This window comes from Aliiglaciecola sp. LCG003 (genome assembly GCF_030316135.1).
In the GTDB taxonomy this organism is placed as follows: Bacteria; Pseudomonadota; Gammaproteobacteria; order Enterobacterales; family Alteromonadaceae; genus Aliiglaciecola.
Window position 1 is genome coordinate 1,226,270 of sequence record NZ_CP128185.1, and the last position, 24,472, is coordinate 1,250,741.

The window sequence follows — 24,472 nt, forward strand, 5'->3', positions numbered from 1 at the left end:
CTATTCCAACAGCTTTACAAATTGGTAACTAATCGATTTGTTAATTACAATACCTCAAATTGTTTAGTAGAGATAATCGTTTGTCACAATCTCGGGTAGAAGCCCCGCCATTTAAATTGTCATTCCTAATGCCACAGTATTGGCCTATATGGTTGAGTATAGGTGTTTTATATTTTATTTCATGGTTGCCATTCAAAGTGCAATTATATATTGGCAAGGGACTGGGTTGGATATTGACTAAATTGGCCAAGAAGCGTGTGCTGGTGGCTAAGCGTAACCTTGAACTGTGTTTCCCAGAAAAAAGTCAACAGCAGATAACTGAACTACTTGACGCCAATGTTGAGCATGCGGGTATGGCGATATTAGAAACCAGTATGGGCTGGTGGTGGCCAAATTGGCGAGTTCGGGCCTTGAGTGAAGTTGAAGGTTATGAGCATGTGCAAGCTATTTTGGACAAGGGCAAGGGAGTATTAGGTTTAGCAATACATAATATGAACCTGGAAATGGCCTGCCGGGTGGCTGGATTGCAGCATCCCTCAGTAGCATTCTACCGTAAGCACAATAATCCGCTTATGGAGTATATGCAGTACCGAGGCCGTGCTCGATCAAATAAATATATGATCCATAAGCGCAACGTTAAAGGTTTGATTGAGGCCCTTGATCAGCAAGAAGTCTGTTTCTATCTGCCGGATCAAGATTACGGCAAAAATCGCAGTGAGTTCGTCCCCTTTTTTGCCGTACCTGAGGTGGCAACCACTAAAGGCACCTTGCTGTTTGCCAAAGAGGCTAATTGCGAAACGGTATTCATAGTTCCACTGCGCACCAAAGATGGCTATAAAGTAAAATATTTGCCTGGGCTTAAGTCTTTCCCCTCAGGTGACGATAAACTAGATATAGCGCGAATAAATAAAGCGATTGAAGAAATGGTTGAAATCGCTCCTGAACAATATTTATGGATGCACAAACGGTTTAAAACACGGCCGAATGACAGCGATCCTTCGTTATATGATTAATAGATAAGCACATATTGGGGCTTGAGTAGTAATGAGCAAACGAACTTCTAACTTTCTGTTTTGGGCAAGGCACATCGGGCTAGCGTTAGCGCTGATTATTATTGCTGCGGTGTTGCTGAACTTGCAGCAATTTAATATGTCCAGCCCTAAGCCTGAAGGTGAATCACAGCAGAAAAGTGTTTCGCAAGGTATGTCTGAATTTTATGCTGCTTATCGGATGTCTTCGAGCAAACCCTTTGAGGATGATATCGGTGATTTTGTGATGACTGTCAACCCCTCTAAAGTTCCTTTGGATAACCGTTTAAAGAATATGGAAAGTATTCAGAATCCAATATCGAATCGCTGGGTAGGTGAGCACAAATACCGCAGTTTTCGGGCCGGAAGTACAGTAAGAGAAGCCATTACTAATTTTGCACAATCTGAAGGGATGCAGCTTCTATGGGAATTGGATAAAGACTTTATCATCAAGAACCAATTTCAATTGGATAACACAGTGGCAGGTTCATTGGCTAAAATTGCCAGGGCTATTGATGGTAGTTTTGAAGGTGAGGTGCAGGCTTTCATCTGTCCAAAGCAGCGTTCATTGATTATTACTGAAAATATAACAGAGTACATTTTAGAAAACTGTACTCTGTTATAAGCTTGCTCATTGATTTGGCAAGAAAGTTTGATTCCAAATAGTTGATACATTTTGTTGGTGATCACTAAATTGATCTCGTGATATCAAGTTATCTTTGCCCAACAAGGCTTGTCTGTGTGCGCTGTTCCGGTAGTCTAAATAGGCTGCTTTTAGCTGGGTTAAGGTTAGATTATCAATCACCCCAGCCATTTCTAAATCTTCTAATATGCGAACATTGTCAGACCAGCGACTAAGTTGATTAAACTCAAAAGTGTAGGCCAGTACCCAGTATTGGACTAGAAATTCAATATCGGTGATGGTTCCGGTATCTTGCTTAACATCCAGCCATTGCTGATTACCTTTGTTTAAATGGCTGCGCATTTTCGTTCGCATATCCTCCACTTGTTGTTTTAGATCCGCCTCTACTCTGTTTTTACTCAGCACTGTGTGACGTATTTCATCAAATTTATTGATAAGTTCAACAGTGGCATAAACCAAACGAGTTCTGACCAAGGCTTGATGTTCCCATGTCCAGGCTTGGTCTAGCTGGTAGCGCTCAAAAGCTTGAATGGGACAGACTAACAACCCGGCATTACCGGAAGGGCGCAAGCGCATATCCAATTCATACAGTTGACCTGACGGGGTTTTAGTCATAAACAGATGCATGATGCGTTGCGCCAGTTTGGTGTAAAACTGCCCAGACTCAACGGATTTGTTGCCGTCTGTCATGCTCGACGACGGACAATCATGTAATAACACCAGATCTAAGTCTGAGCCATAGCCCAGTTCAATTCCCCCTAATTTACCGTAGGCCACGACAGCGAATTTCTTGTCTTGATCTGAGGTGCCTTGAGGAATTCCGTACTTTTGCTTCATTTGTTGCCACGCCATATTAACGACTTCGCTAATAATTGACTCAGCCAAGTAGGTTAAGTGATCACTCACCTGCATGACCGGCAATGCACCAGTGACATCCGCCGCAGCAATTTTAAGCTGTTGAATTTGCTTAAATTGGCGCAAGGTTTCCATTTGTAATTCTAAATCGTCCGGCTCAACTCGTAGCAATGCTTGGCGTAACTCCGGTGCATATTCATGTAAATCAGTGGGATGATAAAGATGAACCGGGTTGAGTAACTCATCAAGCAGTATCGGATAGCGGGCAATTTGCTCCGCTATCCATGGGCTAGCATGGCATAGTCGAATTAACTGTTTCAGTGCGCCACGGTTTTCCAATAGTAATTGAAGGTAAGTGGTGCGCAGTAAAACAGCTTGTAAAACCGCTAGGACACGGGCAAATGAAAGGGCTGGGCTGGTTGGATTTTCTGGCTGATGCTGTGCATAGCTTTGTGAAATGTGATGCAAGACTTGTGGGATCAATAAATTCACTGCATTTTCGGCTTTTGCCGATGGCCGCTTTTTATTCATAAACTGCTTAAAACTGATTATCAGTTCGGCTATTTCGATGGCTTCTTGCTCAGCGACATGCTTGCTAAGTAATGGTTGAATTTCCTCAGCCGTAAAGGGCAATAACCACGCATCTTGAAAATCACTATTATCGAGACTTTCATTATCATCCTCAGAGTCTGCAGAGCCGCCTATCAATAATTGAAAATGTTGGTTAATAGTTTGGGTATGCTCTGCCAGTTGGGTGTTAAATTGAGCATAGTCGGCGTATCCCATTACTGCACATAACCTTTGTTGGTCTAACTCGTCTTCCGGCAACACTTGGGTTTGTTGATCATCGAACTGCTGCAAACAATGTTCAACTTTTCGTAAGAATAAGTAACTGGTGATGAGGGTGTTTTTGTCATCCTCCGGCAAAAGCTCAAGCTCAGCTAAGGTCTGCATCGATTTGAGTAAACTGGTTTTCTGCAAACGGGGCTCACGTCCACCCTTTATCAACTGAAAACTTTGCGCGATAAACTCCACTTCGCGAATACCGCCTGCGCCCAATTTTATATTGTTAGTTAGGCCACGACGTCTCACTTCTTGAGTGATAAGAGACTTCATTTCACGTAACGAGTCTACCGCTCCGTAATCGATGTAGCGTCGGTATACAAAGGGTTTTAGTATTGCCTTGAGCTCGTCCGAGTAAGCACTTTTATCATTTAGCACTCTGGCCTTCACCATGGCATAACGCTCCCATTCCCGTCCTTGTTCTTGATAATAATCTTCAAAAGCTGCCATGTGCATCACCAGTGGCCCGCTTTCGCCAAACGGGCGCAGGCGCATATCTACTCTAAAAACTCGGCCGTCTTGAGTGGTTTCGTGCAATACGTTGATCAAGCGTTGCGCGAGTTTGGTGAAAAACTGTTGATGTTCGATGGGCTTGCGTTGCCCGCTTATTTCACCATTGGCGGGATAGCAGAATATGAGATCGATGTCAGAGGAAAAGTTTAATTCTTCGCCGCCTAACTTTCCCATGCCTAAAATCAATAATGGCTGAGGTCCAAATTCTCCCATGGGCTGTCCATAGCGCTCGCAAAGATGCTTATATAGCCAATTATAGGCGCCACAAATCAATGCATCGGCCAGATTGGATGTGTGTAAAAGGGATTGCTCAATGGTCTGCAAGTTGAGTAAATCTTTATAAGCTAGCGCCATCATATGAAGGTTTCTGAAGCGCCTTAAATTGGCCATTAGCTCATCTTGGGAGGAAAGGGGGGTAATCTGTGTATTTAACAGCTGAGCATAATCATCAGGGTTGACTTGGGTTTCGGCAATGGTCAATAGGGGATCGATTAGCTTGGGATCGGATAATAGACGCTCGGCAATAAAGTCGCTTAGCCCTAACACGGTTTTCAAGGATTGTGATTGGCTCGACTCGTTGTTCCACTGAGGGCATTTTTCAATCAGACGTTGCCAATAAAATTCAGTTTTTGCATTGAGTTGAGAAACCGCGTTTGTCATCGTATTTATTTTACCTTAGGTGATCATCTTTTTTTAATGCTATATCATACCGGCATACAATCAATGATATATTAGCCAAATACTATTCAATTTTGTTAAATCATTCTGGACCGACTGTTTATGGAAGCGTTAGTTAATTTAATACCGCGCTCAACTGATCTTTGGTATTTCCTTGTCATCGATATTGTCATCACCATCAGCTTATTATTTACGCTGCGTTTAATCTCTGGGAAAATGGCCTCAGTTAGCACCTCTGATGAGCTTTGTGCACAAGATAACTTTGCCTTTGGAGTCAGTGTTGCAGGCAGAATGCTGGCACTATGTATCGTATTGTCTGCCGCCGCGGCGAATGCTGATCAAACCGATTATGTGGCAGCGGCGTTAAGTGTATTGCTGTACGGATTGGTTGGTTTACTGCTAATCAAAGTTGGCCGTATTTTACATGATAAAATCATTCTTCATCGGCTCGACAAAGAAGCATTAATTAAAGATCGAAATACAGGGATAGCATTGGTCGATTCTGCAAGCTCAATAGCTACCGCGCTTATCATCAGTAGCATAATGTCTTGGGTTAAGGGCACAGATGCTAATGCGCTTTTTGCGATCTTTTCCGGTTTTATCGTCACTCAAGCGATTTTGCTTTCCACCACTCGTATTTATGAGCGTCGTTTCAAAGATGGCAATCAAAGTGGCTCGTTTCAACGCTCGTTGACCAAAGGTCAAATGGCGCTGGCTATTCAGCACTCTGGGCATTTGCTCGGCACTGCTATTGTGGTGTCAGCGGCCAGCAACATGCTGATCTATAATCCAGTTGGCTATGTAAGCAATCTCACCGGTTGGTTAATTATAGGTATGGCCTTCAATATACTTTTAGTCTTATTAGTCTGGGTTGCTAAACGCTTAGTGTTGGCCGGATTGAATATCGCTCAAGAGGTTTATCAGCAACACAATGTAGGCGTGGCGAGCATCGAAATGGCGTTGAGTGTTGGGGTAGCGCTGATTGTAAGAGGTCTGGTGATTTAGATAAGCGACCAAGCCATATAGACACCTTATTGCTGTTGTTGGATGCGTTTTAATTCTTCAGCAGCATAAGCTTGATGCTCGATGGGCAATGCCTGTGTACCGGCAACAATGCTTAATTTGTGTTGGCGAGCCTGTTTTTTTAACCACAGTTCAATCTTCAAAGCTTGTGAGTGAGAGCCAACCTTAGCGGCAAACTTTAACGACAAAGGGCCCTTACCTTTTAGGGCTCGTGCACATAACTTACCGTTACTACTATGCTCAGAAAATCGTCGCTCCAAATCAGTACAAATTCCGGTGTAAAGACTGCCTAGCTTATTTTCAACCATGTACAGAGTCCAACTCTTTGCTTTCAAATCAGTTATCTCCATTGAGTCACAGCAAAGTGGCGAATTTTATCAGTTTGCCAAGTGATATTACTAGTGAAGAAATGGATGCTTTTAACTTGTCTTCGACGTTTTAGTCACTTTCTGCCCTGTAATGTAACTGTTTATTAGAGGGCGGTTTAGCCCTGTAACCTAAGATAATTAGTATTATCTGCCCAAGCCGGTCTGCTGGGAAATGTAATAGTGCCGCCACTACAGCAGATAATTTTAAGGAGTTAACACTCCAAGGCGAGAGAATAAAATCAAGCTTAACTGTCAGGATATTTTACATATTCTACTTTACTGGCCAGTCATGAATTCGCAACTAGCTGATAATCTAAGAATATTATAATACGGCATTACAATTGCTTAATAATTGAACAGTAAAGGTGTATTTTACTCAATTCGTAGTTATGAAAGTAACTATCGTTGTATTCACAGTATAGGGAGATAAATAAATGAATAAAAAAATAGTAAAAAATATTAGCTCTTTGCTTTTGGCAGGAACGCTAGCGTTATCATCTAGCCTAGCCTCCGCAGCTGCAATATTAGTAGTAGATGAAGGTGGGCGATTAAGCTCTGGGGGATGGACTGATTTATTTGAAAATACCTTTGGTGATACATTAACGGTTATTAATAGCTGGGGTGGTGCACCTACTGACATGTCGGCTTTCGATGTCGTTTGGGATGGAGGGTTTTTATCGAATCCAGGCGTGGCAGTTGCGCAAAACGTTATTAATTTTGTTAACGGCGGTGGTGGCTTCTACGGACAAACTGAGCGACCTTGTTGTGAAACTCACAACGATTGGGTGCAAAGTATTTTTATCGAACTTACCGGTGACACCGCCATGATGTTCGGTGGCGCAGGAGATTCCCCTTCTAATGCTACAGGTACTTTTTTAACACCTGACACTACAATATTAGTTGGACCAAATGATATTCGTAATACTACTTTTGATATAGATGCACCAGGACAGTTGTTTGTTTCTGATCCTGCAAAAGTATTTGCTGCTCAGGTAGCTGCTGATGGCTTCAATATTGGGGTAGCCTATGCAACGTCCGATCTAGTTAACAATGCTGGTCGTATTGTAACAATCAGCGATATTGATTGGCTCTCGGGTATATCGAGTGATGAAGCTCTTGCACTGGAAAATATTCGTTCGTTCTTGTTAGCTGGTGAATCCCTTCCTCCTGGTTGCGGTCAAAACCCTAACTTGCCTGAATGCCAAAATCCGGGAATTCCAATGCCTGAGCCATCTACCCTTGCGGTGCTAGCATTAGGCTTATTTGGATTTCGTATGGCGTCACGCAAAAAAAGTTAATTTATAATGTTAACTGATAAGCATAAAGGGGCTGTGATTTTAACAGCCCCTTTTTTATACTGAGTCTGTTTATAAATAGACCCAGCACTTAGATATCACTAAATATTAGTTAAACTCCAAACTCAAACTAACTTTGATTAAAAATCGAATTTCAGTGTACAAGTGTACGCTGAATAATTACACTTAGGTCCTGTTAGTTAATAATCCATGAGAAGACACAAGTGTCGAACAAAGATCTATCTACACAATCCGCCTTACCTGTAAAAGGCTATACCCTGTTAGAAGAAGTGATGAATGCAGTGAGTCATGGATTGGGCCTGATATTTTCCATAGTGGGTACGGTGTATCTGCTTATGCGCAGTGATTCGACTGTTGCGATGGCCTCGTCTGCTATATATGGGGCCAGTTTAACCATCATGTTTTTCTCATCAACCATTTATCATTCTGTCACCGGACTAAAGGCTAAAGGTTTTTTTAAGCTAGTTGATCATAGCGCCATCTATGTGTTGATTGCAGGCACTTATACCCCTTTTTTGGCCGTGAGCATCGGAGGTTGGATTGGCTGGACATCCATTGCTGTAATATGGTCAATCGCCTTGTTCGGGGTGATATTTAAATGTTTTGCCCAGCACCGCTTCCCCAAGCTGTCCCTTGTGACTTACTTGGTTATGGGCTGGTTGGCGGTTATTCTGATCTATCCTCTGTATCAGTCCGTTGCTGGCTATGGTTTGTTATTGCTTGTGGCGGGAGGCCTATGCTTTAGTATCGGGGTAATATTCTACATGCAAAAAGCTGTGAAATTTACCCATGCTATTTGGCATTTATTCGTTATTGCAGGCTGCGCTTGTCATTACTATGCTATTTATTATTTCGTGATTTAATTCAGTTGTTTAACAATTCAGCAGTTCTAACTTAGCCGCGCAAATTTCATTATTGTTGGTATAATTCAACGCAATACAGTTATTTAAACGGAATGACTCAATGAAGTTACCTGATTTTTCCGCCTCCAGAATTCTGGTGGTCGGCGATGTAATGTTAGATCGATACTGGACTGGCCCCACAGGCAGGATCTCTCCAGAGGCGCCTGTTCCTATCGTAGCCATTCAAAATATCGAGGACCGTCCTGGTGGTGCAGCCAACGTGGCGATGAATGCTGCTGCGTTAGGTGCCAATGTCACTTTGATTGGTCTAACCGGTCAAGATGAGTCTGCGCAGATTTTGCAGCAAAGACTCTCCTCTTTGGGGGTCGTCTGTGATTTTTGTTACACGCCTGGTTTCGACACTATTACCAAATTGCGGGTACTGAGTCGCAATCAACAATTGATCCGCTTAGACTTTGAAAAGAGCTTTGCTGGGGTTGACAAAACTCCAATGCAAGAGCGTTTCGCCCAACAACTAAAAGATGCTGACTTGGTGATATTATCTGACTACGCCAAAGGGGCGCTTAGTGATATCCAGCCTTTAATTCAGTTAGCCAAGCAACATAATGTACCTGTGATCGTGGATCCCAAAGGTAGTGATTTTGAAAAGTACGCAGGGGCCACTTTGCTTACACCTAATATGGGTGAATTTGAAACTATCGTTGGCGAGTGTGCCGATGAAACCACACTGGTTTCACATGCAAATGCAATGATCAGCCGTCTCGATTTACAAGCATTGCTAGTAACCCGCTCTGAGAAGGGCATGACCTTGTTGCAAAAAGACCAAGATGAAGTGCACTTGCCTGCCAAAGCGAAAGAAGTGTATGACGTCACTGGAGCAGGGGATACAGTGATTTCTACCTTAGCGGTGGCGTTGGCCTCTGGGTGCAGTTTAACTGATGCCAGTGCTTTGGCGAACGCAGCAGCAAGTATAGTCGTAGGTAAGTTGGGAACTTCCACCGTCAGCTTCACCGAACTCAGTGAGGCCGTTGGTCATGTTAGTCAGTTTGGTCGAGGCGTCATGACCCAGCAACAGCTCGCCATAGCGGTGGAAAGTGCCAAGCGTCGAGGTGAAAAGGTGGTTATGACCAATGGTTGTTTCGATATTTTACACGCCGGACATGTGTCCTATCTACAAAATGCCAGTACCTTGGGAGATAAGTTAATTGTGGCGGTTAACTCTGATCAATCAGTACGGGCGTTAAAAGGGCCTGGCAGACCAGTTAATAATGTGTCTCGACGTATGTCGGTACTTGCAGCTTTAGCCTCAGTATATTGGGTGGTAGAGTTTGATGAAGACACACCAGAGAGGCTAATAAGTGAAATATTGCCTGATATACTAGTTAAAGGCGGAGACTATCAAATCCATCAAATTGCGGGAGGCAAGCAGGTCATCGCTAACGGTGGTGATGTCAAAGTACTGAACTTTGAAGATGGCGTTTCAACAAGCAGTATTATTAAGAATATTGTTGAAGGGACAGATAGATAAACAGCAGCGAAAGCAAATAAAGCCTGAACTTAGTCTGATTTAACTAAGTTCAGGATTGCAATTTTTACTTATATATTAGATACGCGTTTCTATTTCCCTTGAAACACATGAACATCCCGTTGTGGGAATGGGATAGTGATGTCATTTTCATCAAATGCATATTTTACTTTTTCAAATAAGTCATAATGCACCGCCCAATAATGCTCACTCTTCACCCAACTACGGGTTAAAATGTTTATCGAGCTATCGGCATGGGCAGAGACAAATATCTCGAAGCCAGGCTCTTCTAAAACCCGCTCATCCGCAGTAATAATCTCCCGCAAAATTGCTTTAACTTTCTTGATATCATCGCCATAACTGATGCCAAAGGTCACATCGACGCGTCGTTTTTCTTCGCAAAACAGGTTAGTTACGCAGCCATTTGATAACAGTGAATTGGGGATCACCACACGCTTATTGTCTAATGTAAGAATAATAGTGTTGAAAATCTGGATCTCTTTGACGCGGCCCAAGAACCCTTGGGATTCAATAACGTCTCCGGCTTTGAAAGGTTTAAAGAGCAGGATCAATACGCCGCCTGCGAAATTGGCCAAACTACCCTGCAATGCTAGGCCAATGGCAAGCCCAGCCGCACCCAGCATAGCGATAAGCGAAGCCGTCTCAACCCCAATCATAGAGGCAAACACGATAATCAACATTAATTTTAAAATAACACTGATAATACTGTGCAGAAACTTGCTCAGGGTGACATCAATTTTAGCCCCATCCAATGCTTTATCGACGCCTTTGAGCATTACGCCTATCATCCAAAATCCGAGGAACAGAATGACAATGGCTAATAGCAGTTTTGGCCCGTAGGTCATGCCTAATTCAATACTTTTTTCGGTGATCATTTCGATCGTGTCCGAACCTTGTTGCAGGGTCTCGTCCATTTTATTGCCTTTATGTAATTAAAACTGGTTTGGTTATCTAGCGGGAAAAGCTCAAGCAACCGGTGACCGTCAGACAGAACGTAAGCCGACGTGTGCATAGCTCAGCCATGTCCAAGTATATACCAATGTTGCCGGAGATTAGCGTGATGATTTGCTCTTAGCACTATACTTTGGTCTAAATAATCCGATGGTATGGGGCGAATTATTGGTTTTTTTTAAAGCATTATATTTGCGCACAGACTCGCTCCTCGTTAAGCTACGCTCCTTAGATTATTAAAGGCACGCAGGGTGACATTACGCAATGTATAAACAATATTATGGATTAACATCGAAACCTTTTCAGCTCACGCCTGATCCTAGCTTCTTTTTTGCCAGTAAATGGCATAAAAGGGCCATGTCGTATTTGCAATATGGCTTGTCACAGGCGGAAGGTTTTATTGTTATTACCGGTGATATCGGGACCGGAAAAACCACCATTGCCAATAGTCTGCTAAACGATATTGAAGATGACATAGTCGCGGCGCAAATCGTAACCCCTAAATTGTCGCCTGATGAACTGGTCAAAATGGTCGCGAGTAAATTTGAAATAAACACCTTGAATAAAACCAAAGCGGATATTTTAAAGGACCTTGAAACCTATTTATTTCAATTACACCAAACGGGACGCAGGGCCTTATTGATTGTAGATGAGGCGCAAAACCTGCCTTTGGAAACCATTGAAGAATTGCGAATGCTGTCCAATTTCCAAGAAAAGGGTAAACCACTTCTGCAGAGCTTTTTACTCGGTCAGGAAGAGCTGCAGCCGATTCTACGCGCCCCTAACATGGAGCAGTTCAGACAACGGATAGTAGCGTCTTGCCACTTGGCCCCCTTAACGGCTGATGAATGCAAAGAATACATTGAGTATCGTTTGCACCATGCAGGTCTAGTCAACGACTCTCTTTTTACCGATGGCGCTTTTGCCAAGATTTACCGATTTACCAATGGTGTACCACGACGGATCAACACCTTGATGGATAGGATATTGCTATATGGATTCCTAGAAGATTTAAAAATTCTCGATGAGCAAGCCGTAGACAATGTTACCGCTGAAGTATCTGAAGAGATGTTTAGACCTGAAGAGGGAACAGGTACCACGCCTTTACCCGCTGCAGGACAGCCCCAAGCTGATCCACAGCTAGCCCCAGAAGCGGCGGGTGTGATGTCAGAAATGACACCTGATGGGCGGGTCAAAGATGTGCAATATTATAAGACCATGTTGAATGAATTAACTGATGCGTTAGATAATGCCATCAGCCATAAGATTAAATTGACCCGTTACATAGACAATTTATTGAAGAAAAAATATAAAACCTATGTAAGATTGAAATCGGATGATTAACCTTTCTGTTTAGCGTTTTTTAATTAATTGATTTAGCTAATAAATATTATAAATCTGCCGATAGTTATATTTGTTGAATAAAATATGAACTATTTGGAAGTGATCCGCTCTAACTTTTTGCGGGTATAAAGTTTACCGAATAAACTTGGTAGGTGTAGCATGAGACGATTTAAAGCAGTAACGCAAAGTGGCAGTCAATTAATTGAGCGTGGAAAAAATCGACGTCAGGCTTACTTTCCTGGTAAATACATTAAAGAAAGCCTGATGTTTTTGGGCGTGCTCTTCATTATTAGTGCACTGTATTACTATTAAATAACATGAGCTTATTTAAAACGATACTGCGCATTGATTGTGAATCTTGTCGATGAGAAATCTCGGCTTAACACTGGAGAGTCCCGCTCGGTAAACTGTAAGCCTATCCGAGTAGAAAATCTTTGTGTTACCTGATAACGATAGTTTAACGAGCTCGTCCAAGTTTTATCATCATCACTGCCCACTCCTTCCACATCACGAGCTACTTGAGAGTAATTATTACTCCAAGAAACCGATGAGCGTCTCCCAAACCGCATACTAAGGGATAAATTCGTACTGAAGGTTGACTGGGTTCTATTTGATTCTACAAAGTCAGTTTGTGTATCTCGAATGGTTAAGTTCGCGCGAATTCTGCGAAACTCATAGCCGGTGTTAATCATTAAAGTTTTTCGTAAAATCGCTTCTTCACTAAGCTCTGGAAGGGTGAAATCAAAGGCATTAAATTGTTCGCCAGCCCCTAACTCGTAATCTAGTGAGTCAGGTTGATAGCACAGAGACAAATCTTCTGCGCCACTTGGACAGACAAAAATACCGAAAACAGTGTCACCTGCAACCAAGCGAGAGTAGGTGGTGAAATCTTCTTGGTAGCTAATGCTAGTGCGCAGTTTACGCATGTTATGTTCTACGGTTAACTCTTTGCTGGTACCGAAAAAACGTCGACTTAAGTTACCCGAAGCAGAAGTTCGCGATGAAAACTGCCAGTTGAAGCGCATGCCAATGAATTTATCCTGCTCACCCTCTTGTTTATTAGACACATTGTAGGTTACATCTATGTATCTTGAAGGGTGTGGAGCCCAAGATAGACCTGCACCATAACTGTTATATTCCAGTACTCGAGTGCCTTCTACCTGTTGTGACTTAAATTCATTCTTCTCCTGGCGACCAGTTGTAACCAATCTAAAATCATTTATTAAGCCAACATAAAAGCGACCATCTACAGTCTCAGAAATAACGTCATTGCGCCCTGTACCATCGCTGTCTGAATAATTGGCCGAGATGTCCCAACTAACCCGGTTAATTTCGTCACCTTGCCTTAATACTGCCGAATAATTGGTATTTGTGCTATTCAGAGGGGTATTGCCAGATACACTTCTATCACTGTCAACTTCAGCTACATTGCCTGATAGGCTTAACGCGAAATAATCAGGATTGGGCAAAGTAAACACAAACCCAGCACTGGAGCGCTGAGTTTTGGCTAATTGTTGAGAATTAAATATTTCATCTGTCACTAATGTATCTAGTACGTCTGTGCTTCGATAGGATTGCGCCCCTCGCACATTAAAACTAAGTACATGCTCTATAGCCATAGCATTGGCGTTAAAGTTATAACTGGTGTAGTTGCTCTGATTACTATTTACAATCGCATCGGGATTTGAATTTGAAATATGTCTGTCAAGATAACGATGGCTGGCATTCACGGCAGCGGAGAGACGCTTTGCGGTGTAAGTCACCCCTAAATTTGGGCTGACAGAAAAAGTGTCCGAAGAACGAGAGTTTGACACTCCCGTTTCACTGGAGACATTTACATATGATGTATTCAGATTGGCACTATAATCTATTTCACCCGCTGCCACAGGCAGCGCTAGTAAAGCAGAAATGCAAAGTAGGTTTTTGTTCAAACTGAAGTCCCTTTTAACAACGTTAGTCATCACTTCCGTAATAATAGCCGTAATAACCTGAGTTTTGACTGCCACTTTGTTTAGCCTTATTGATGACGAAACCTTTAGCCATGTCCGGATTGAGATGATCAACCGCTTGAGCGACGCGATTAAGGGAGGTTTTACCCTCTTGCACAACCACTACGGCTTGGCCAGCTAAATTGGCTAAAATGGCAGTTTCATTGATACCCAACAGTGGTGGGCTATCAATAATAACTACACGGTCAGGATATCTATGGGCGAATTCACTAACAGACTCGAGCATTTTTTCACTAGCAAGTAGCTCGGTCGAAAGGTGATGTGACTTACCTGCGGGAATAATTCTTAAAGTGTCTAAGCTGGTGTGATGGATCACTTCACTCAAATCATCTATTTCGCCCAACAGATATTCCATTAAGCCATTTTCGAAAGGTTGGTCAATGGTCTTCATCACGCTAGGACGAAGTACGTCAGCATCCACTAATAAAACTGTTTTGTCTTGTTCAAGAGCAATACTCAATGCCAGATTAATCGCTGTAAAGGTTTTGCCTTCGTTTGGATTAGGACTGGTGACCATTACGATATTGGCATTGGTTAGTGTTTTAGACAATGGACCGAAGGCGTTGCTGAGTACTTTACGTTTTATCGCACGGTATTCTTCATTGATAGTATTTCGGCCTAAATTAGACACAAAGCCATCTTTTTGAATATTGGTCAGTGGAATAAACTTCCGATTAGCTTCTTGATCGTGAGACACAAGAGGATCCGGCAAGGGGACAGTGGATTCAGGCGGTTGCTGCACTGAGCCAACCGCTATATCCTCGCCTTTTGCCCTATTCACTTCAACGCTTTCAGTGGTGGCACTTGCCACACTTTCGGCCTCAGTGGCTTGGTTGGCAAGCTCTTGCTGAGCCGCTAACTGTTTAGCTTTTTCGTCTGCTGCTTCTAAGGTGTTCTTTTTTTCATTCTCGGTTTTAAGCGCCTTATTCTTTTGAAGCGCCTTTTCTATCGTACTCATATCAAGTTCTCCAAAAGATAAATAGGAAGCCTACCGTATGCAATATCTGCATAAACCAGCCCGATGAAAATAAATACTATGGCTAAACTTGATGCCGCAAATACCAGCATCCTTCGTCTATCCACTTTGGCAATTTCTTGTGCATTGATATGGGACACTTTACCAAATACCGGAATACCGAAATTACCCACAAGTTGACTTGGGCTTAATACCACAGGATTTACTTGGCTGACCAAGAATGCGATACCTAATCCTGCGCCAAAGCCTACAAATAGGATCATTGAATAGTATAGTATACGATTCGGACCCGAGGGTTTAGTTGGTAGAGTAGGGGGATCGATTACACGAAACTGAACATCATCAGAGGTAGCTTCTGCTTTACGAGACAGCTCAGCTTGCTCACGACGACCGATTAACTCTAGGTATTTATCCCGAGTAATTTCGTAGTCACGGTTTAAGCCCTGTGCTTCAGCTTCGATTTGCGGAACTAGGTCAACAATGCGTTCTAATTCGTTAATTTTGGCGCGGGTTTGGGTGGCGCGCACCGTCAATTGAGCGATTTGGCTTTCATATTGGGCAACGGTAAGCTTTAACTCTTGATAAACCGGATTCTGATTAAGATTGCCAAATTGGCTGTAGGAGCCAGTTTCTTCAGCCACATCAGTTAGGCTTTTAATATGCTGTTCACGCTCATCATACAGATTATCCAGCATCCCTTTAGTTTTAACCACTTCGGGGTGCAATTCGGTATATTGAATCAGTAGTTCATCAATTCTACTTTCTAATGCGGCAATTCGATTGTCGTAGCGTGTATTAACGGACGGGGCCACTCTGGAATCAGGTGCAGCAAGACCAAACACAGGGGCTTCACCGACCAATTGAGCCTTGGCAGCATTGAGTTGTGAAGTTAACTCCAACAGTCGTAATTCAGTTGCTTGTAAATCACTGACCTGACGTTGCAGTTGACTGTAATAGTCGCGACTTGAGCCCGGCGCACGGTCAATTCGGCTGACCTTAAATTCTGCTAAGCGTTGCTCAGCTTCTTCTAGGCGTTGCTCATACTCTTCTATCTGACGATTAATAAATTCTTCCGCTGAGTCACTGCTTTGGCGATTACTGCCTAAAGATGATTCAACAAATTCATTTAACGTGATCTGGACAATTTTTTGAGCCAATTCAGGAGATTGGGAATTGTAGCTTATGTTGTAGATATTCTGTTCGGCGGTACTGTTCAACTTAATGCCTTTGCGCATCTCATTGATTAGCTCATCCATTTCGGCCTGAGTCGTCACCGTAATATCTAAATCAGCTTCGCGAGCAATTTTTTCTAAGTTAGGTCGGCTGAGCAAGGTTCTTGCTACCAGATTAACTTGTTCACTTGGGTTGTTATAAACCGCAAGGCCCCGTAATAACGGGCGTAACAAGCTGCTGGTATCAACAAATAATCTGGCCGACGAAGCATATTGGTCAGGTAAACTGGCGACATAAGCCCAGCCAATTGGGCAAATCAACCAAGTTGAAATGATAATATAGCGTTTTTTTATCCATACACCCTTCACATAGGTGAGGGCTTGTTCTATAGCTTCCTGAATTCCTAACATAGATACTTCTTCTGAACCTTTTTACTTACAAAAAGAACGTGGCCTAGAACCACGCTTCTGGAATAATCAATATGTCGCCCGGCAGAATATCTACATTATCTGCAATATTGCCTTCCTTGATTAATGAATTAAGTCGCACGGAGTATTCCCGTTGCTCACCTTCAACTACTCTAATCAATTTTGCGTCGTCACCGTCAGCAAATTCAGTCAAACCGCCGACACGGATCATAAGATCAAGCAGGGTCATATCTTCACTGTAACTAATAGCGCGAGGAGATGAAGCTTCACCGATAACTCGGACTTGCTCACTAAAAGGACCGTTAAAGCCTGTGACACTCACAGTCACAATTGGATCCCGAATGTATTTGCCCAATTCCTGTTCTAGATCACGGGCTAGAGCGGTTGGGGTTTTGCCTGAAACTGGAATGTCTTCAACCAAAGAGGTTGTTATCATACCGTCGGGACGTACTAGGAATGAACCTGACACATCCGGATTTCTCCAAACAAAAATGGATAAACTGTCACCTGGGCCAATTAAATAACTGTAGTCATCTATATTGGTAGTTAACGACGCTCTTGTTGTTGCTTGTGGTAAGGAACCACTAGAGCTGGAGCATGCCGCGATGGTCCCTAATGCAGCAATTACAACCAATAATTGCGCTATTCTACTTGCTTTCATATATGTCTTTCCTATCCAAACAGAAACAAATGTAGCAAATCTGCCATTTACCCGAGCGTTTTAATCTCTATAATGGCTGACCAGAAAAGTTAGTCTATCTCAAAAGATTCGTTTAGCATATGATAAATTTGTCAAAAAAATCCACAGGTAAGCGTTAATGGCAGCGACCAATAACAAACAGAATAAAAGGTCAAATGCGTTAGTTTTAGCAGAAGCTGTTATAGTTTCCTATGCAGCGTACTTGGCAAACTTTTTAATCGTCAGCTTTTTAGAGATTGAATCACCCAGTTTCATGAAGCTTGCCGCCAATATTTCACTGATGACCTTTTTAGTCTTGGTGTTTTCTCTTTCGGTTGGCTTATACGAGGCAAAGCTGCGGGAAACTTTCCGTGGCATAATCCGCCGTATCTTCGTCAGCTTAGCGCTAACCTATTTTGTCTTGGAGGTGATAACTAGCACCTTTATGGCTTCATTGAGTATGCATACCTACTTCCTGCCTGTGGCATCGGGAGTGGTGATCTTATCCTTGGTTACCTTCCGTTACTTTACCAATAGATTAGGTTTGCTCGGCTTAGGCCGAACGCGGATCGTGGTCATTGGTGCGGGGGAGCGCGCGGCGATAATTGAAAAGCGCATGCGTCGAGATGTCGACAGACTGGGGTTCGATCTACTGGGTTTCATCCCCATTCCTGGCGATAACCGAGAAGATGGTATTCGCAATGAAAGATTGGTTCACGTCAAAATTGATGAAAAGTTTCGTAACTATGTAATCGATAATGAAATTGATGAAATCATTATTGCCTGTGACCAGCGCCGTGGTACCTTGCCTATAGAAGTGCTGTTTGATTGTCGTTTGCGAGGGGTTGAAATTACCGATTTGCTTGACTTCATGGAGCGAGAAACCGGCCAGATAGTGGTTAATTTGATGTATCCGAGTTGGGTGGTTTATTCGAATGGCTTCAACTCACAAAACTACCTTCGTGACATTCTTGAATACGGGATCAATGCGCTGGTTGCATTTGCGGTGTTATTTTTCACCTGGCCATTTATGTTACTGACTTCTCTGATTATTTATTTAGATGATGGCAGACGAACAGGTACCTCGGTGTTCTATGAACAAGAGCGTGTAGGGTTAAACGGTAAACTATTCAAGATTAAAAAATTCCGCAGTATGCGACCTGATGCGGAGAAAGATGGTGCCAAGTGGGCAAGTAAAGATGACGATAGGGTTACTCGTATAGGCCATTTTATTCGTAAATATCGCATCGATGAATTGCCCCAATTGTTTAATATCTTCAAAGGCGAAATGGCATTCATTGGGCCCCGGCCAGAACGCCCGCAATTTGTCGAACAGCTTATTCGCGAAATACCATACTATAATCAGCGCCACAACGTTAAGCCTGGCTTAGCGGGATGGGCTCAGTTAAATTATCCTTATGGCGCCAGTGTCGAAGACTCAATGGAAAAGCTTAAATTCGATCTATATTACGTTAAGCATCAAAGTTTAATGCTCGACATGTTAATATTTATTCGAACAGTGGAAGTCGTATTATTTGGAAAAGGGCGCTAGAGTGGAAAAGAATTCTGCATTAAATGCAATGACAGTTGATGTGGAAGATTTTTTTCATGTCTCAGCCTTCGACTCTATTATCAACCCTGATCAATGGAGCCAATATAAGCCAAGAGTGGATTTTAATACCCGGAGATTGCTAGATTTATTTGCTAAAGCCGAGGTCAAATCTACATTTTTTGTGCTGGGTTGGGTGGCTGAATTGTACCCTCAGCTTATCAAAGATATTCATGCTCAGGGCCATGAAATTGCTAGCCATGGCTATGCTCACAAGCGGGCTTATAAACAAAGTCGTCAGGAGTTAATCGACGACGTTACTCGTTCAAAGAATCATCTTGAAGATTTGATAGGGGAAAAGTTAAGCGGCTATCGCGCGCCTAGCTTCTCTATCGGCTATGACAATGAATGGGCGTTTGAAGTATTGGCCGAATTAGGCTTTAAATATAGCTCTAGTACCTATCCGGTTAAACATGATTTGTATGGTACGCCCGACTGGCCTCGTTTTGCTTACGAACGTCCTGAAAAAATTATTGAAATCCCTATTCCCACTTTAAAATTGCTTGGCAGACAGATCCCAATCGGTGGCGGCGGTTATTTTCGATTGTATCCATATAAAATGACGCAAATGCTGATTAATCGCTATTTGCGTGAAGAACGGCAACCTTACTCATTTTATTTTCACCCTTGGGAGATCGACGCTGATCAACCTAGGTTGACAAACGCCCCGCTAAAATCCCGCTTCAGACACTATGTGAATCTGCATCGTACTGAGGGAAAGCTTGAGCGTTTATTAACAGATTTTAATTGGTCGACCATGAAAGATGTATACGGAGTAGCGTAGTGACGGAGCAATACCAGGTTTGTAGTCTTGGCGACAGCGTTGAACAGAATCAACAGTGGGACGCCTTTGTTGATACTGTACAGAACGGGACGTTTTTTCATTTATCAGGCTGGAAACGGGTTATTGAGAACGTTTATCAACACCCTTGCCATTATATCTACGCCACCGAAGATCAAAAAATCGTTGGTGTATTACCTCTAGTTGAACAAAAAAGTCGCTTATTTGGACATGCATTAATATCCACTCCTTTTTGTATGAATGGTGGCGTTGCCGCTGATTCTGAAGAGGTTATGTTGTTTTTGGAACAACAGGCGATTGAAAAAGCCCACGCACTTGGGGTCGATTATTTAGAATTACGTTATCCATTTGCCCGCAATAACCCGCAACTTACACAGAAGTGTGCCCACTCAACCTTTGGTTGCGAATTGGCCGAAGATCATGAGCAAATCTTAGCAAATGTGAAAAAGAAACAGCGAGCGGTTATCCGCCATTCCCTTAAAAACGACTTAAGCTTTAGGGTCGATAATGATACGTCCACCGCCTACGAAGTATACTCTGAAAGCGTACGAAATTTAGGCACCCCAGTATTTCCTAAGCGTTACTTTGCTGCGCTGCAAGAGGAATTTGGCGAGCGTTGTGATGTGCTTACGGTGCAGCAAAACGATAAAGCGCTATCTTCGGTGCTGAGTTTCTATTACAAAGATCAGGTGCTGCCTTTTTACGGCGGCGGATTGTTCGAAGCCAGAGCATCAAAGAGCAATGACTACATGTATTATCAATTGATGTGTCATGCCAAGGACAATAAAGCCTGCAATTATTTTGATTTCGGCCGCAGTAAAAATGATTCTGGCGCATTCAAATACAAACGTAGCTGGGGTATGGAGCCCATTCCTTTGCATTACCATTTTCATTTGGTCAATGCCACTGAGTTACCTAATCTGAGCCCGAATAATCCAAAATATCAGTTCTTTATTAAAATGTGGCAGAAATTACCAGTGTGGTTGAGTCGCAGAATTGGGCCTTTTCTATCTAAGTATTTAGGCTGATTGCAGATGTCAAAACCAGCGTTGTTATTTTTATCTCATCGGATCCCATTTCCTCCGAATAAAGGCGATAAAATCCGCTCGTTTAATATGCTCAAAGTATTGAGCCAGCATTTTGATATTTATTTGGGTAGCTTTGTTGATGATCCTTATGATTGGCAATTTGCCGATAAACTCGAAGAATATTGCCAACAAGTGTTTTTGCTCAATCAAAATAAATTAACCTGCAAAGTTAAAGGGTTAAGTGCTTTTTTGATGGGAAAATCCATATCTGAGCAATATTACCAATCCACTAAAATGCAAAAGTGGGTAGATAAAACCATTCAACAGCAAGGTATTAGCCAAGCATTTATATACTCTTCTGTAATGGCTATGTTTACCTCTGAACATTTAGATAAGCTGCACCAAGTGGTTGATTTTGTTGATGTAGATTCTGATAAGTGGCGTCAATACGCAGAAAACAAGAAAGGTCTGGCCAAGTGGGTTTATGCCCGTGAACACCGAAAGTTGCAGCGCTTTGAGAATAACGTTGCTGCTCAATCGGCCCATTCACTGTTTGTTTCTGATCCAGAGGCTGCACTTTTTAAACAGCAAATTGGACCTGAGGTGCATGGTCGCATTCAAGGTATGTTAAACGGCGTAGATACTGCTTTTTTTGACCCGGATAGTAATTTTGAACCCTTAGAAAATGAACAGGTTGATGTGGTCTTTACCGGTGCCATGGACTATTGGGCAAACGTGGACGCGGTAAGCTGGTTTGTGAAATTTGTTTGGCCATTAGTGCGACAACGCCATCCCAAGGCGCAATTTTATGTGGTAGGAGGAAACCCTACTAGTGACATCAAGGCCTTAAACGGCAATAACGGTATAGTGGTCACTGGTCGGGTGAAAGATGTGCGACCCTATATTGCCCAGTCACTTGTCACTGTGGCACCCTTGCAAATCGCTAGGGGAATACAGAACAAAGTATTAGAAGCGCTTTCAATGGCCAAACCTGTGATTGCTACACATATGGCAATTGAAGGTATAGACGCACGTTCTGAAAATATAAAAATTACCGATGATCCTGAAGAGTTTTGCGAGCAGGTTTGTCAGTACCTAGAGGCTCCGCAAGATGCGTATGAAAACCGTTTGTGGATTATGGAAAATCTAAAGTGGACAGCCACCTTAAAAGGTCTGCCATTATTGTTCAGGAATTCATAATGACATTTTTAAAAAGTAGTATTTTTAAATATTTAGTGGCTATTTTCGCCCTATGGGCGGTGCTATTTTATAGCAGCATCCAGTCAACGGTTGCCATTTGGTATCGCTCTGAAACCTTCGCCCATTGCTTTATTATCCTACCTATTTGCATTTATTTGATTAAGCTCAAGTGGGCTAAACTGAATAACGCACAGATTAAACCCTCGTTGTTGGCTGTGCTATTTATCGCCGCGACCTTGTTTGTGTGGTTGTTTGGCAGTATGGCCCAGGTGCTAGTAATCGAACAACTGGCAACATTTGCCATGTTACCCATGCTTATTTGGTGCTTAATGGGGCGAGAAGTGGCGCGTATTCTGTTGTTTACCAGTTTTTTCTGGATGTTTAGCGTGCCAGCGGGGGAGTTTTTGATCCCGCAATTACAAGAACTCACAGCAAACATTACGGTGATGGCGATTCAACTTACCGGTATTCCTGTATATCGTGAAGGTTTGTATATCGCGATTCCGGGGGGATTATTTGAAGTTGCAGTGGCCTGTTCAGGTATTCGCTATTTAATAGCATCTTTTACCTTAGGAACCTTGTTCGCTTATTTAAACTATAACGGCATCAAAAAGCGCCTGATATTTATTGCTTTTTCCATAGTGCTGCCGCTAGTGGCGAACGGTATTCGAGCTTATGGCATAGTCATGATCGCTCATTTGTCTGACATGAAATACGCCACAGGTGTAGATCATTTGATTTACGGTTGGTTATTCTTTGGTGTGGTTATCTTGGTGATGTTTACCCTTGGTGGACGCTGGGCTGATCCCATACCGGCAAAAGTTTCCCAAGTAAATCCTAATGGGCCTAAGGTGAATTTTGCCAAGCTGCTCAAACCCGGCGTAGTGCTAGCTATTGTTTTGGTGGTGGGATTCGGCTACAAGCAAGCATTCAAGCATCAAGTCAGTAACGTGCAACCTGATATGGCACAAATCTTCAGTGTGCAAAAACCCATTGCTGATCAGCGTTGGTTACCGATATTTCATAATCCGACTACTGTAATTAGTGGCAACCAAGACGGAACGGATTACTATTATGCTTATTACAACGCCAACTTGCAGGACGTTGAGCTAATAAACGGTCGCAATAAATTATATAACATTGAAACATGGTCAATCGTATCTGATGACGCCAATGAACGCTTTAGAATGTTGGAAATTATCGATAATTATGGCAATAAGCGGTTGCTTGCCTACGCCTATGTAACGCCTTGGCATATCACCCATAAGTCGTTGGAAATTAAGTTGGTACAAGCTATTCAAGCGCTGCTTGGTCAGCCACAAAATGCTTTTATCTTGATGATTTCAGTGCCGGTAACTGAGCGCGATAGTGATTTTGAACAATTGGAAAAACAAGCAAGTGCGCTGTTTAATCAAGATTTAAAGGCGTTGTTGAATGACCAATAAGGTTACTCATATCATGCACATTATCTACCGGTTTGACACCGGTGGATTGGAAAATGGTGTGGTTAATTTAATCAATAGACTCGACTGCGCGCAGTACCAGCATACTATCGTGACCCTAAAAGGGTATAGCGAGGCTTTTTGCCAACGGATAAAGACCGACAATGTCAGTTTTTTCGATTTGGCCAAGCGCGACGGCAACGATGTGACAATATTTTTCGCCTTACGTAAATTACTGAAAAAATTAAAGCCGGATATTTTGCATACCCGCAATACCGCTACTTTGGAAAATCAGTTAGTAGGGTGGTGGTGTAAAGTGCCTTATCGAATTCATGGAGAGCATGGCTGGGATGTCAACGACATGCATGGCTCCAATAAAAAGTATCAGATGCTACGTCGGTTTATGCGCACCTATATTCATAAATACGTAGCGCTTTCTGCGGAGGCCTATGACTACCTACGTGACACCATTCATGTGAATGAAGACGATATCAAGCATATTTGTAATGGCGTAGATATTGATATTTTTAAGCCCCAGTCGGCCAATGTAGATTGTTTGCCGAATGATTTTGTCCAAGCAGATGCAATTATATTCGGCACGGTGGGACGATTAGCTGAGGTGAAAAACCAAACCTTTTTAGTCGAAGGTTTTATTCACTTAGCTCAGTCGCATCCTCAACAGGCTCATCGATTAAGATTAGTAATTGTAGGCGATGGCGTGTTGATGAGCGCATTACAAAAACGTATTGAGCAAGCCAATCTAACTCAGCAAGTATACTTTGCTGGAAATAGAGACGATGTAGCCCAGTTGATGAATTGCATGCACGTTTTCGTTTTGCCTTCCCTTGCAGAAGGGATCTCAAATACCATTTTGGAAGCATCCGCTAGTGGGTTACCTGTGATAGCCACTGCCGTAGGTGGCAACCCAGAGCTTATTGAACCCAGCTTGGCTGCCAGCCATTTAGTCAAAGTGAATGATGTAGCGGCGCTTAGTCAAGCAATGTCAATTTATCTGGCTGAAGGGCCGACAGAACGTAATGAAATACTTAATAAAAATAGTGAGTTAGTGCGCAATCATTGCGTTACAAATTTCAGTATAGATACCATGGTGAATAAATATCATCAGCTTTATCAGGCCATTAGTGGATAAGGAAT

21 protein-coding genes are annotated in these 24,472 nt (G+C 42.7%); 14 read left to right on the top strand and 7 right to left on the bottom strand.

What is annotated here, in order from left to right; translation table 11 throughout:
- Positions 1-80: 80 nt before the first annotated feature.
- Positions 81-1,013 (top strand): LpxL/LpxP family Kdo(2)-lipid IV(A) lauroyl/palmitoleoyl acyltransferase, encoded by a 933-nt coding sequence (gene lpxL / locus QR722_RS05150; protein ID WP_286285912.1) that lies wholly within the window; start codon positions 81-83, stop codon positions 1,011-1,013.
- A gap of 31 nt (positions 1,014-1,044) precedes the next feature.
- Positions 1,045-1,653 carry a TcpQ domain-containing protein gene (locus tag QR722_RS05155; protein ID WP_286285914.1) on the top strand — a complete coding sequence of 203 codons (609 nt, stop codon included), beginning with the start codon at positions 1,045-1,047 and terminating at the stop codon, positions 1,651-1,653.
- Between the two features lie 6 nt (positions 1,654-1,659).
- On the opposite strand, the gene glnE is transcribed toward QR722_RS05155, so the two are convergent.
- The gene (gene glnE / locus QR722_RS05160; RefSeq protein WP_286285916.1) at positions 1,660-4,542 is read right to left on the bottom strand and encodes a bifunctional [glutamate--ammonia ligase]-adenylyl-L-tyrosine phosphorylase/[glutamate--ammonia-ligase] adenylyltransferase; all 2,883 of its coding nucleotides are present in this window, start codon (positions 4,540-4,542) and stop codon (positions 1,660-1,662) included.
- A 120-nt stretch (positions 4,543-4,662) separates the two neighbouring features.
- On the opposite strand from glnE, the gene QR722_RS05165 reads away from it, so the two are divergent.
- Positions 4,663-5,565 carry a DUF350 domain-containing protein gene (locus QR722_RS05165; RefSeq protein ID WP_286285918.1) on the top strand — a complete coding sequence of 301 codons (903 nt, stop codon included), beginning with the start codon at positions 4,663-4,665 and terminating at the stop codon, positions 5,563-5,565.
- A gap of 26 nt (positions 5,566-5,591) precedes the next feature.
- On the opposite strand, the gene QR722_RS05170 is transcribed toward QR722_RS05165, so the two are convergent.
- Positions 5,592-5,918 carry a GIY-YIG nuclease family protein gene (locus QR722_RS05170; RefSeq protein ID WP_286285921.1) on the bottom strand — a complete coding sequence of 109 codons (327 nt, stop codon included), beginning with the start codon at positions 5,916-5,918 and terminating at the stop codon, positions 5,592-5,594.
- 467 nt (positions 5,919-6,385) lie between these two features.
- Between QR722_RS05170 and QR722_RS05175 the strand changes: the two genes are divergently transcribed.
- The 3 genes from QR722_RS05175 to hldE all read left to right on the top strand — a co-directional run bounded on the left by QR722_RS05175 (position 6,386) and on the right by hldE (position 9,658).
- Positions 6,386-7,249, top strand: coding sequence for a PEP-CTERM sorting domain-containing protein (locus tag QR722_RS05175; RefSeq protein ID WP_286285923.1), 864 nt, complete (start codon positions 6,386-6,388; stop codon positions 7,247-7,249).
- Between the two features lie 221 nt (positions 7,250-7,470).
- Entirely contained in the window at positions 7,471-8,130 is a 660-nt protein-coding gene (trhA, locus tag QR722_RS05180) for a PAQR family membrane homeostasis protein TrhA (protein ID WP_286285924.1), read from the top strand.
- 100 nt (positions 8,131-8,230) lie between these two features.
- Positions 8,231-9,658, top strand: coding sequence for a bifunctional D-glycero-beta-D-manno-heptose-7-phosphate kinase/D-glycero-beta-D-manno-heptose 1-phosphate adenylyltransferase HldE (gene hldE, locus QR722_RS05185; protein WP_286285927.1), 1,428 nt, complete (start codon positions 8,231-8,233; stop codon positions 9,656-9,658).
- 89 nt (positions 9,659-9,747) lie between these two features.
- Here hldE and QR722_RS05190 read toward each other — a convergent pair whose 3' ends face one another.
- Positions 9,748-10,590: a mechanosensitive ion channel family protein gene (locus tag QR722_RS05190; protein ID WP_286285928.1), complete on the bottom strand. Its 843-nt coding sequence runs from the start codon at positions 10,588-10,590 to the stop codon at positions 9,748-9,750.
- Positions 10,591-10,891: 301 nt separating this feature from the next.
- Between QR722_RS05190 and QR722_RS05195 the strand changes: the two genes are divergently transcribed.
- Both QR722_RS05195 and QR722_RS05200 read left to right on the top strand, forming a co-directional pair.
- On the top strand, positions 10,892-11,971 hold the full coding sequence (locus QR722_RS05195; protein ID WP_286285930.1) for an XrtA/PEP-CTERM system-associated ATPase: 1,080 nt from the start codon (positions 10,892-10,894) through the stop codon (positions 11,969-11,971).
- Positions 11,972-12,130: 159 nt separating this feature from the next.
- Complete coding sequence (locus QR722_RS05200; protein WP_286285932.1) at positions 12,131-12,283, top strand: hypothetical protein; 153 nt, start codon at positions 12,131-12,133, stop codon at positions 12,281-12,283.
- An 11-nt stretch (positions 12,284-12,294) separates the two neighbouring features.
- Here the strand turns inward: QR722_RS05200 and QR722_RS05205 are convergent, their stop codons facing one another.
- The 4 genes from QR722_RS05205 to QR722_RS05220 are packed head-to-tail and all read right to left on the bottom strand — an operon-like array spanning position 12,295 to position 17,218.
- The gene (locus QR722_RS05205; RefSeq protein ID WP_286285934.1) at positions 12,295-13,977 is read right to left on the bottom strand and encodes a porin family protein; all 1,683 of its coding nucleotides are present in this window, start codon (positions 13,975-13,977) and stop codon (positions 12,295-12,297) included.
- Positions 13,925-14,938, bottom strand: coding sequence for an XrtA-associated tyrosine autokinase (locus QR722_RS05210; RefSeq protein ID WP_286285936.1), 1,014 nt, complete (start codon positions 14,936-14,938; stop codon positions 13,925-13,927). The genes QR722_RS05205 and QR722_RS05210 overlap by 53 nt, the downstream gene beginning before the upstream one ends.
- Complete coding sequence (locus QR722_RS05215; RefSeq protein WP_286285938.1) at positions 14,935-16,539, bottom strand: XrtA system polysaccharide chain length determinant; 1,605 nt, start codon at positions 16,537-16,539, stop codon at positions 14,935-14,937. The genes QR722_RS05210 and QR722_RS05215 overlap by 4 nt, the downstream gene beginning before the upstream one ends.
- Before the next feature lie 43 nt (positions 16,540-16,582).
- Positions 16,583-17,218 (bottom strand): XrtA/PEP-CTERM system exopolysaccharide export protein, encoded by a 636-nt coding sequence (locus tag QR722_RS05220; protein ID WP_286285940.1) that lies wholly within the window; start codon positions 17,216-17,218, stop codon positions 16,583-16,585.
- Between the two features lie 157 nt (positions 17,219-17,375).
- Between QR722_RS05220 and QR722_RS05225 the strand changes: the two genes are divergently transcribed.
- Genes QR722_RS05225 through QR722_RS05250 form a run of 6 tightly spaced genes read left to right on the top strand, consistent with a single transcriptional unit; the run spans position 17,376 to position 24,467 of the window.
- Positions 17,376-18,788, top strand: a complete 1,413-nt coding sequence (locus QR722_RS05225) for a TIGR03013 family XrtA/PEP-CTERM system glycosyltransferase (protein WP_286285943.1) — start codon at positions 17,376-17,378, stop codon at positions 18,786-18,788.
- 28 nt (positions 18,789-18,816) lie between these two features.
- Positions 18,817-19,629: an XrtA system polysaccharide deacetylase gene (locus QR722_RS05230; protein WP_286287563.1), complete on the top strand. Its 813-nt coding sequence runs from the start codon at positions 18,817-18,819 to the stop codon at positions 19,627-19,629.
- Complete coding sequence (locus QR722_RS05235) at positions 19,629-20,675, top strand: FemAB family XrtA/PEP-CTERM system-associated protein (RefSeq protein WP_286285945.1); 1,047 nt, start codon at positions 19,629-19,631, stop codon at positions 20,673-20,675. The genes QR722_RS05230 and QR722_RS05235 overlap by 1 nt, the downstream gene beginning before the upstream one ends.
- A gap of 6 nt (positions 20,676-20,681) precedes the next feature.
- Positions 20,682-21,875, top strand: a complete 1,194-nt coding sequence (locus QR722_RS05240) for a TIGR03087 family PEP-CTERM/XrtA system glycosyltransferase (RefSeq protein ID WP_286285947.1) — start codon at positions 20,682-20,684, stop codon at positions 21,873-21,875.
- Positions 21,875-23,320: an exosortase A gene (gene xrtA, locus QR722_RS05245; RefSeq protein ID WP_286285949.1), complete on the top strand. Its 1,446-nt coding sequence runs from the start codon at positions 21,875-21,877 to the stop codon at positions 23,318-23,320. Before QR722_RS05240 ends, xrtA begins: the two co-directional genes overlap by 1 nt.
- Positions 23,310-24,467, top strand: coding sequence for a TIGR03088 family PEP-CTERM/XrtA system glycosyltransferase (locus QR722_RS05250; RefSeq protein WP_286285951.1), 1,158 nt, complete (start codon positions 23,310-23,312; stop codon positions 24,465-24,467). Before xrtA ends, QR722_RS05250 begins: the two co-directional genes overlap by 11 nt.
- Positions 24,468-24,472: the final 5 nt, after the last annotated feature.

What these genes read in the sequence shown, in the direction of transcription:
- QR722_RS05155 (WP_286285914.1), top strand. Translation starts at nt 1,045, where the DNA reads ATGAGCAAACGAACTTCTAACTTTCTGTTTTGGGCAAGGCACATCGGG.
- glnE (WP_286285916.1), bottom strand. Translation starts at nt 4,542, where the DNA reads ATGACAAACGCGGTTTCTCAACTCAATGCAAAAACTGAATTTTATTGG.
- QR722_RS05165 (WP_286285918.1), top strand. Translation starts at nt 4,663, where the DNA reads ATGGAAGCGTTAGTTAATTTAATACCGCGCTCAACTGATCTTTGGTAT.
- QR722_RS05175 (WP_286285923.1), top strand. Translation starts at nt 6,386, where the DNA reads ATGAATAAAAAAATAGTAAAAAATATTAGCTCTTTGCTTTTGGCAGGA.
- hldE (WP_286285927.1), top strand. Translation starts at nt 8,231, where the DNA reads ATGAAGTTACCTGATTTTTCCGCCTCCAGAATTCTGGTGGTCGGCGAT.
- QR722_RS05190 (WP_286285928.1), bottom strand. Translation starts at nt 10,590, where the DNA reads ATGGACGAGACCCTGCAACAAGGTTCGGACACGATCGAAATGATCACC.
- QR722_RS05195 (WP_286285930.1), top strand. Translation starts at nt 10,892, where the DNA reads ATGTATAAACAATATTATGGATTAACATCGAAACCTTTTCAGCTCACG.
- QR722_RS05200 (WP_286285932.1), top strand. Translation starts at nt 12,131, where the DNA reads ATGAGACGATTTAAAGCAGTAACGCAAAGTGGCAGTCAATTAATTGAG.
- QR722_RS05210 (WP_286285936.1), bottom strand. Translation starts at nt 14,938, where the DNA reads ATGAGTACGATAGAAAAGGCGCTTCAAAAGAATAAGGCGCTTAAAACC.
- QR722_RS05215 (WP_286285938.1), bottom strand. Translation starts at nt 16,539, where the DNA reads ATGTTAGGAATTCAGGAAGCTATAGAACAAGCCCTCACCTATGTGAAG.
- QR722_RS05220 (WP_286285940.1), bottom strand. Translation starts at nt 17,218, where the DNA reads ATGAAAGCAAGTAGAATAGCGCAATTATTGGTTGTAATTGCTGCATTA.
- QR722_RS05225 (WP_286285943.1), top strand. Translation starts at nt 17,376, where the DNA reads ATGGCAGCGACCAATAACAAACAGAATAAAAGGTCAAATGCGTTAGTT.
- QR722_RS05230 (WP_286287563.1), top strand. Translation starts at nt 18,817, where the DNA reads ATGACAGTTGATGTGGAAGATTTTTTTCATGTCTCAGCCTTCGACTCT.
- QR722_RS05240 (WP_286285947.1), top strand. Translation starts at nt 20,682, where the DNA reads ATGTCAAAACCAGCGTTGTTATTTTTATCTCATCGGATCCCATTTCCT.
- xrtA (WP_286285949.1), top strand. Translation starts at nt 21,875, where the DNA reads ATGACATTTTTAAAAAGTAGTATTTTTAAATATTTAGTGGCTATTTTC.
- QR722_RS05250 (WP_286285951.1), top strand. Translation starts at nt 23,310, where the DNA reads ATGACCAATAAGGTTACTCATATCATGCACATTATCTACCGGTTTGAC.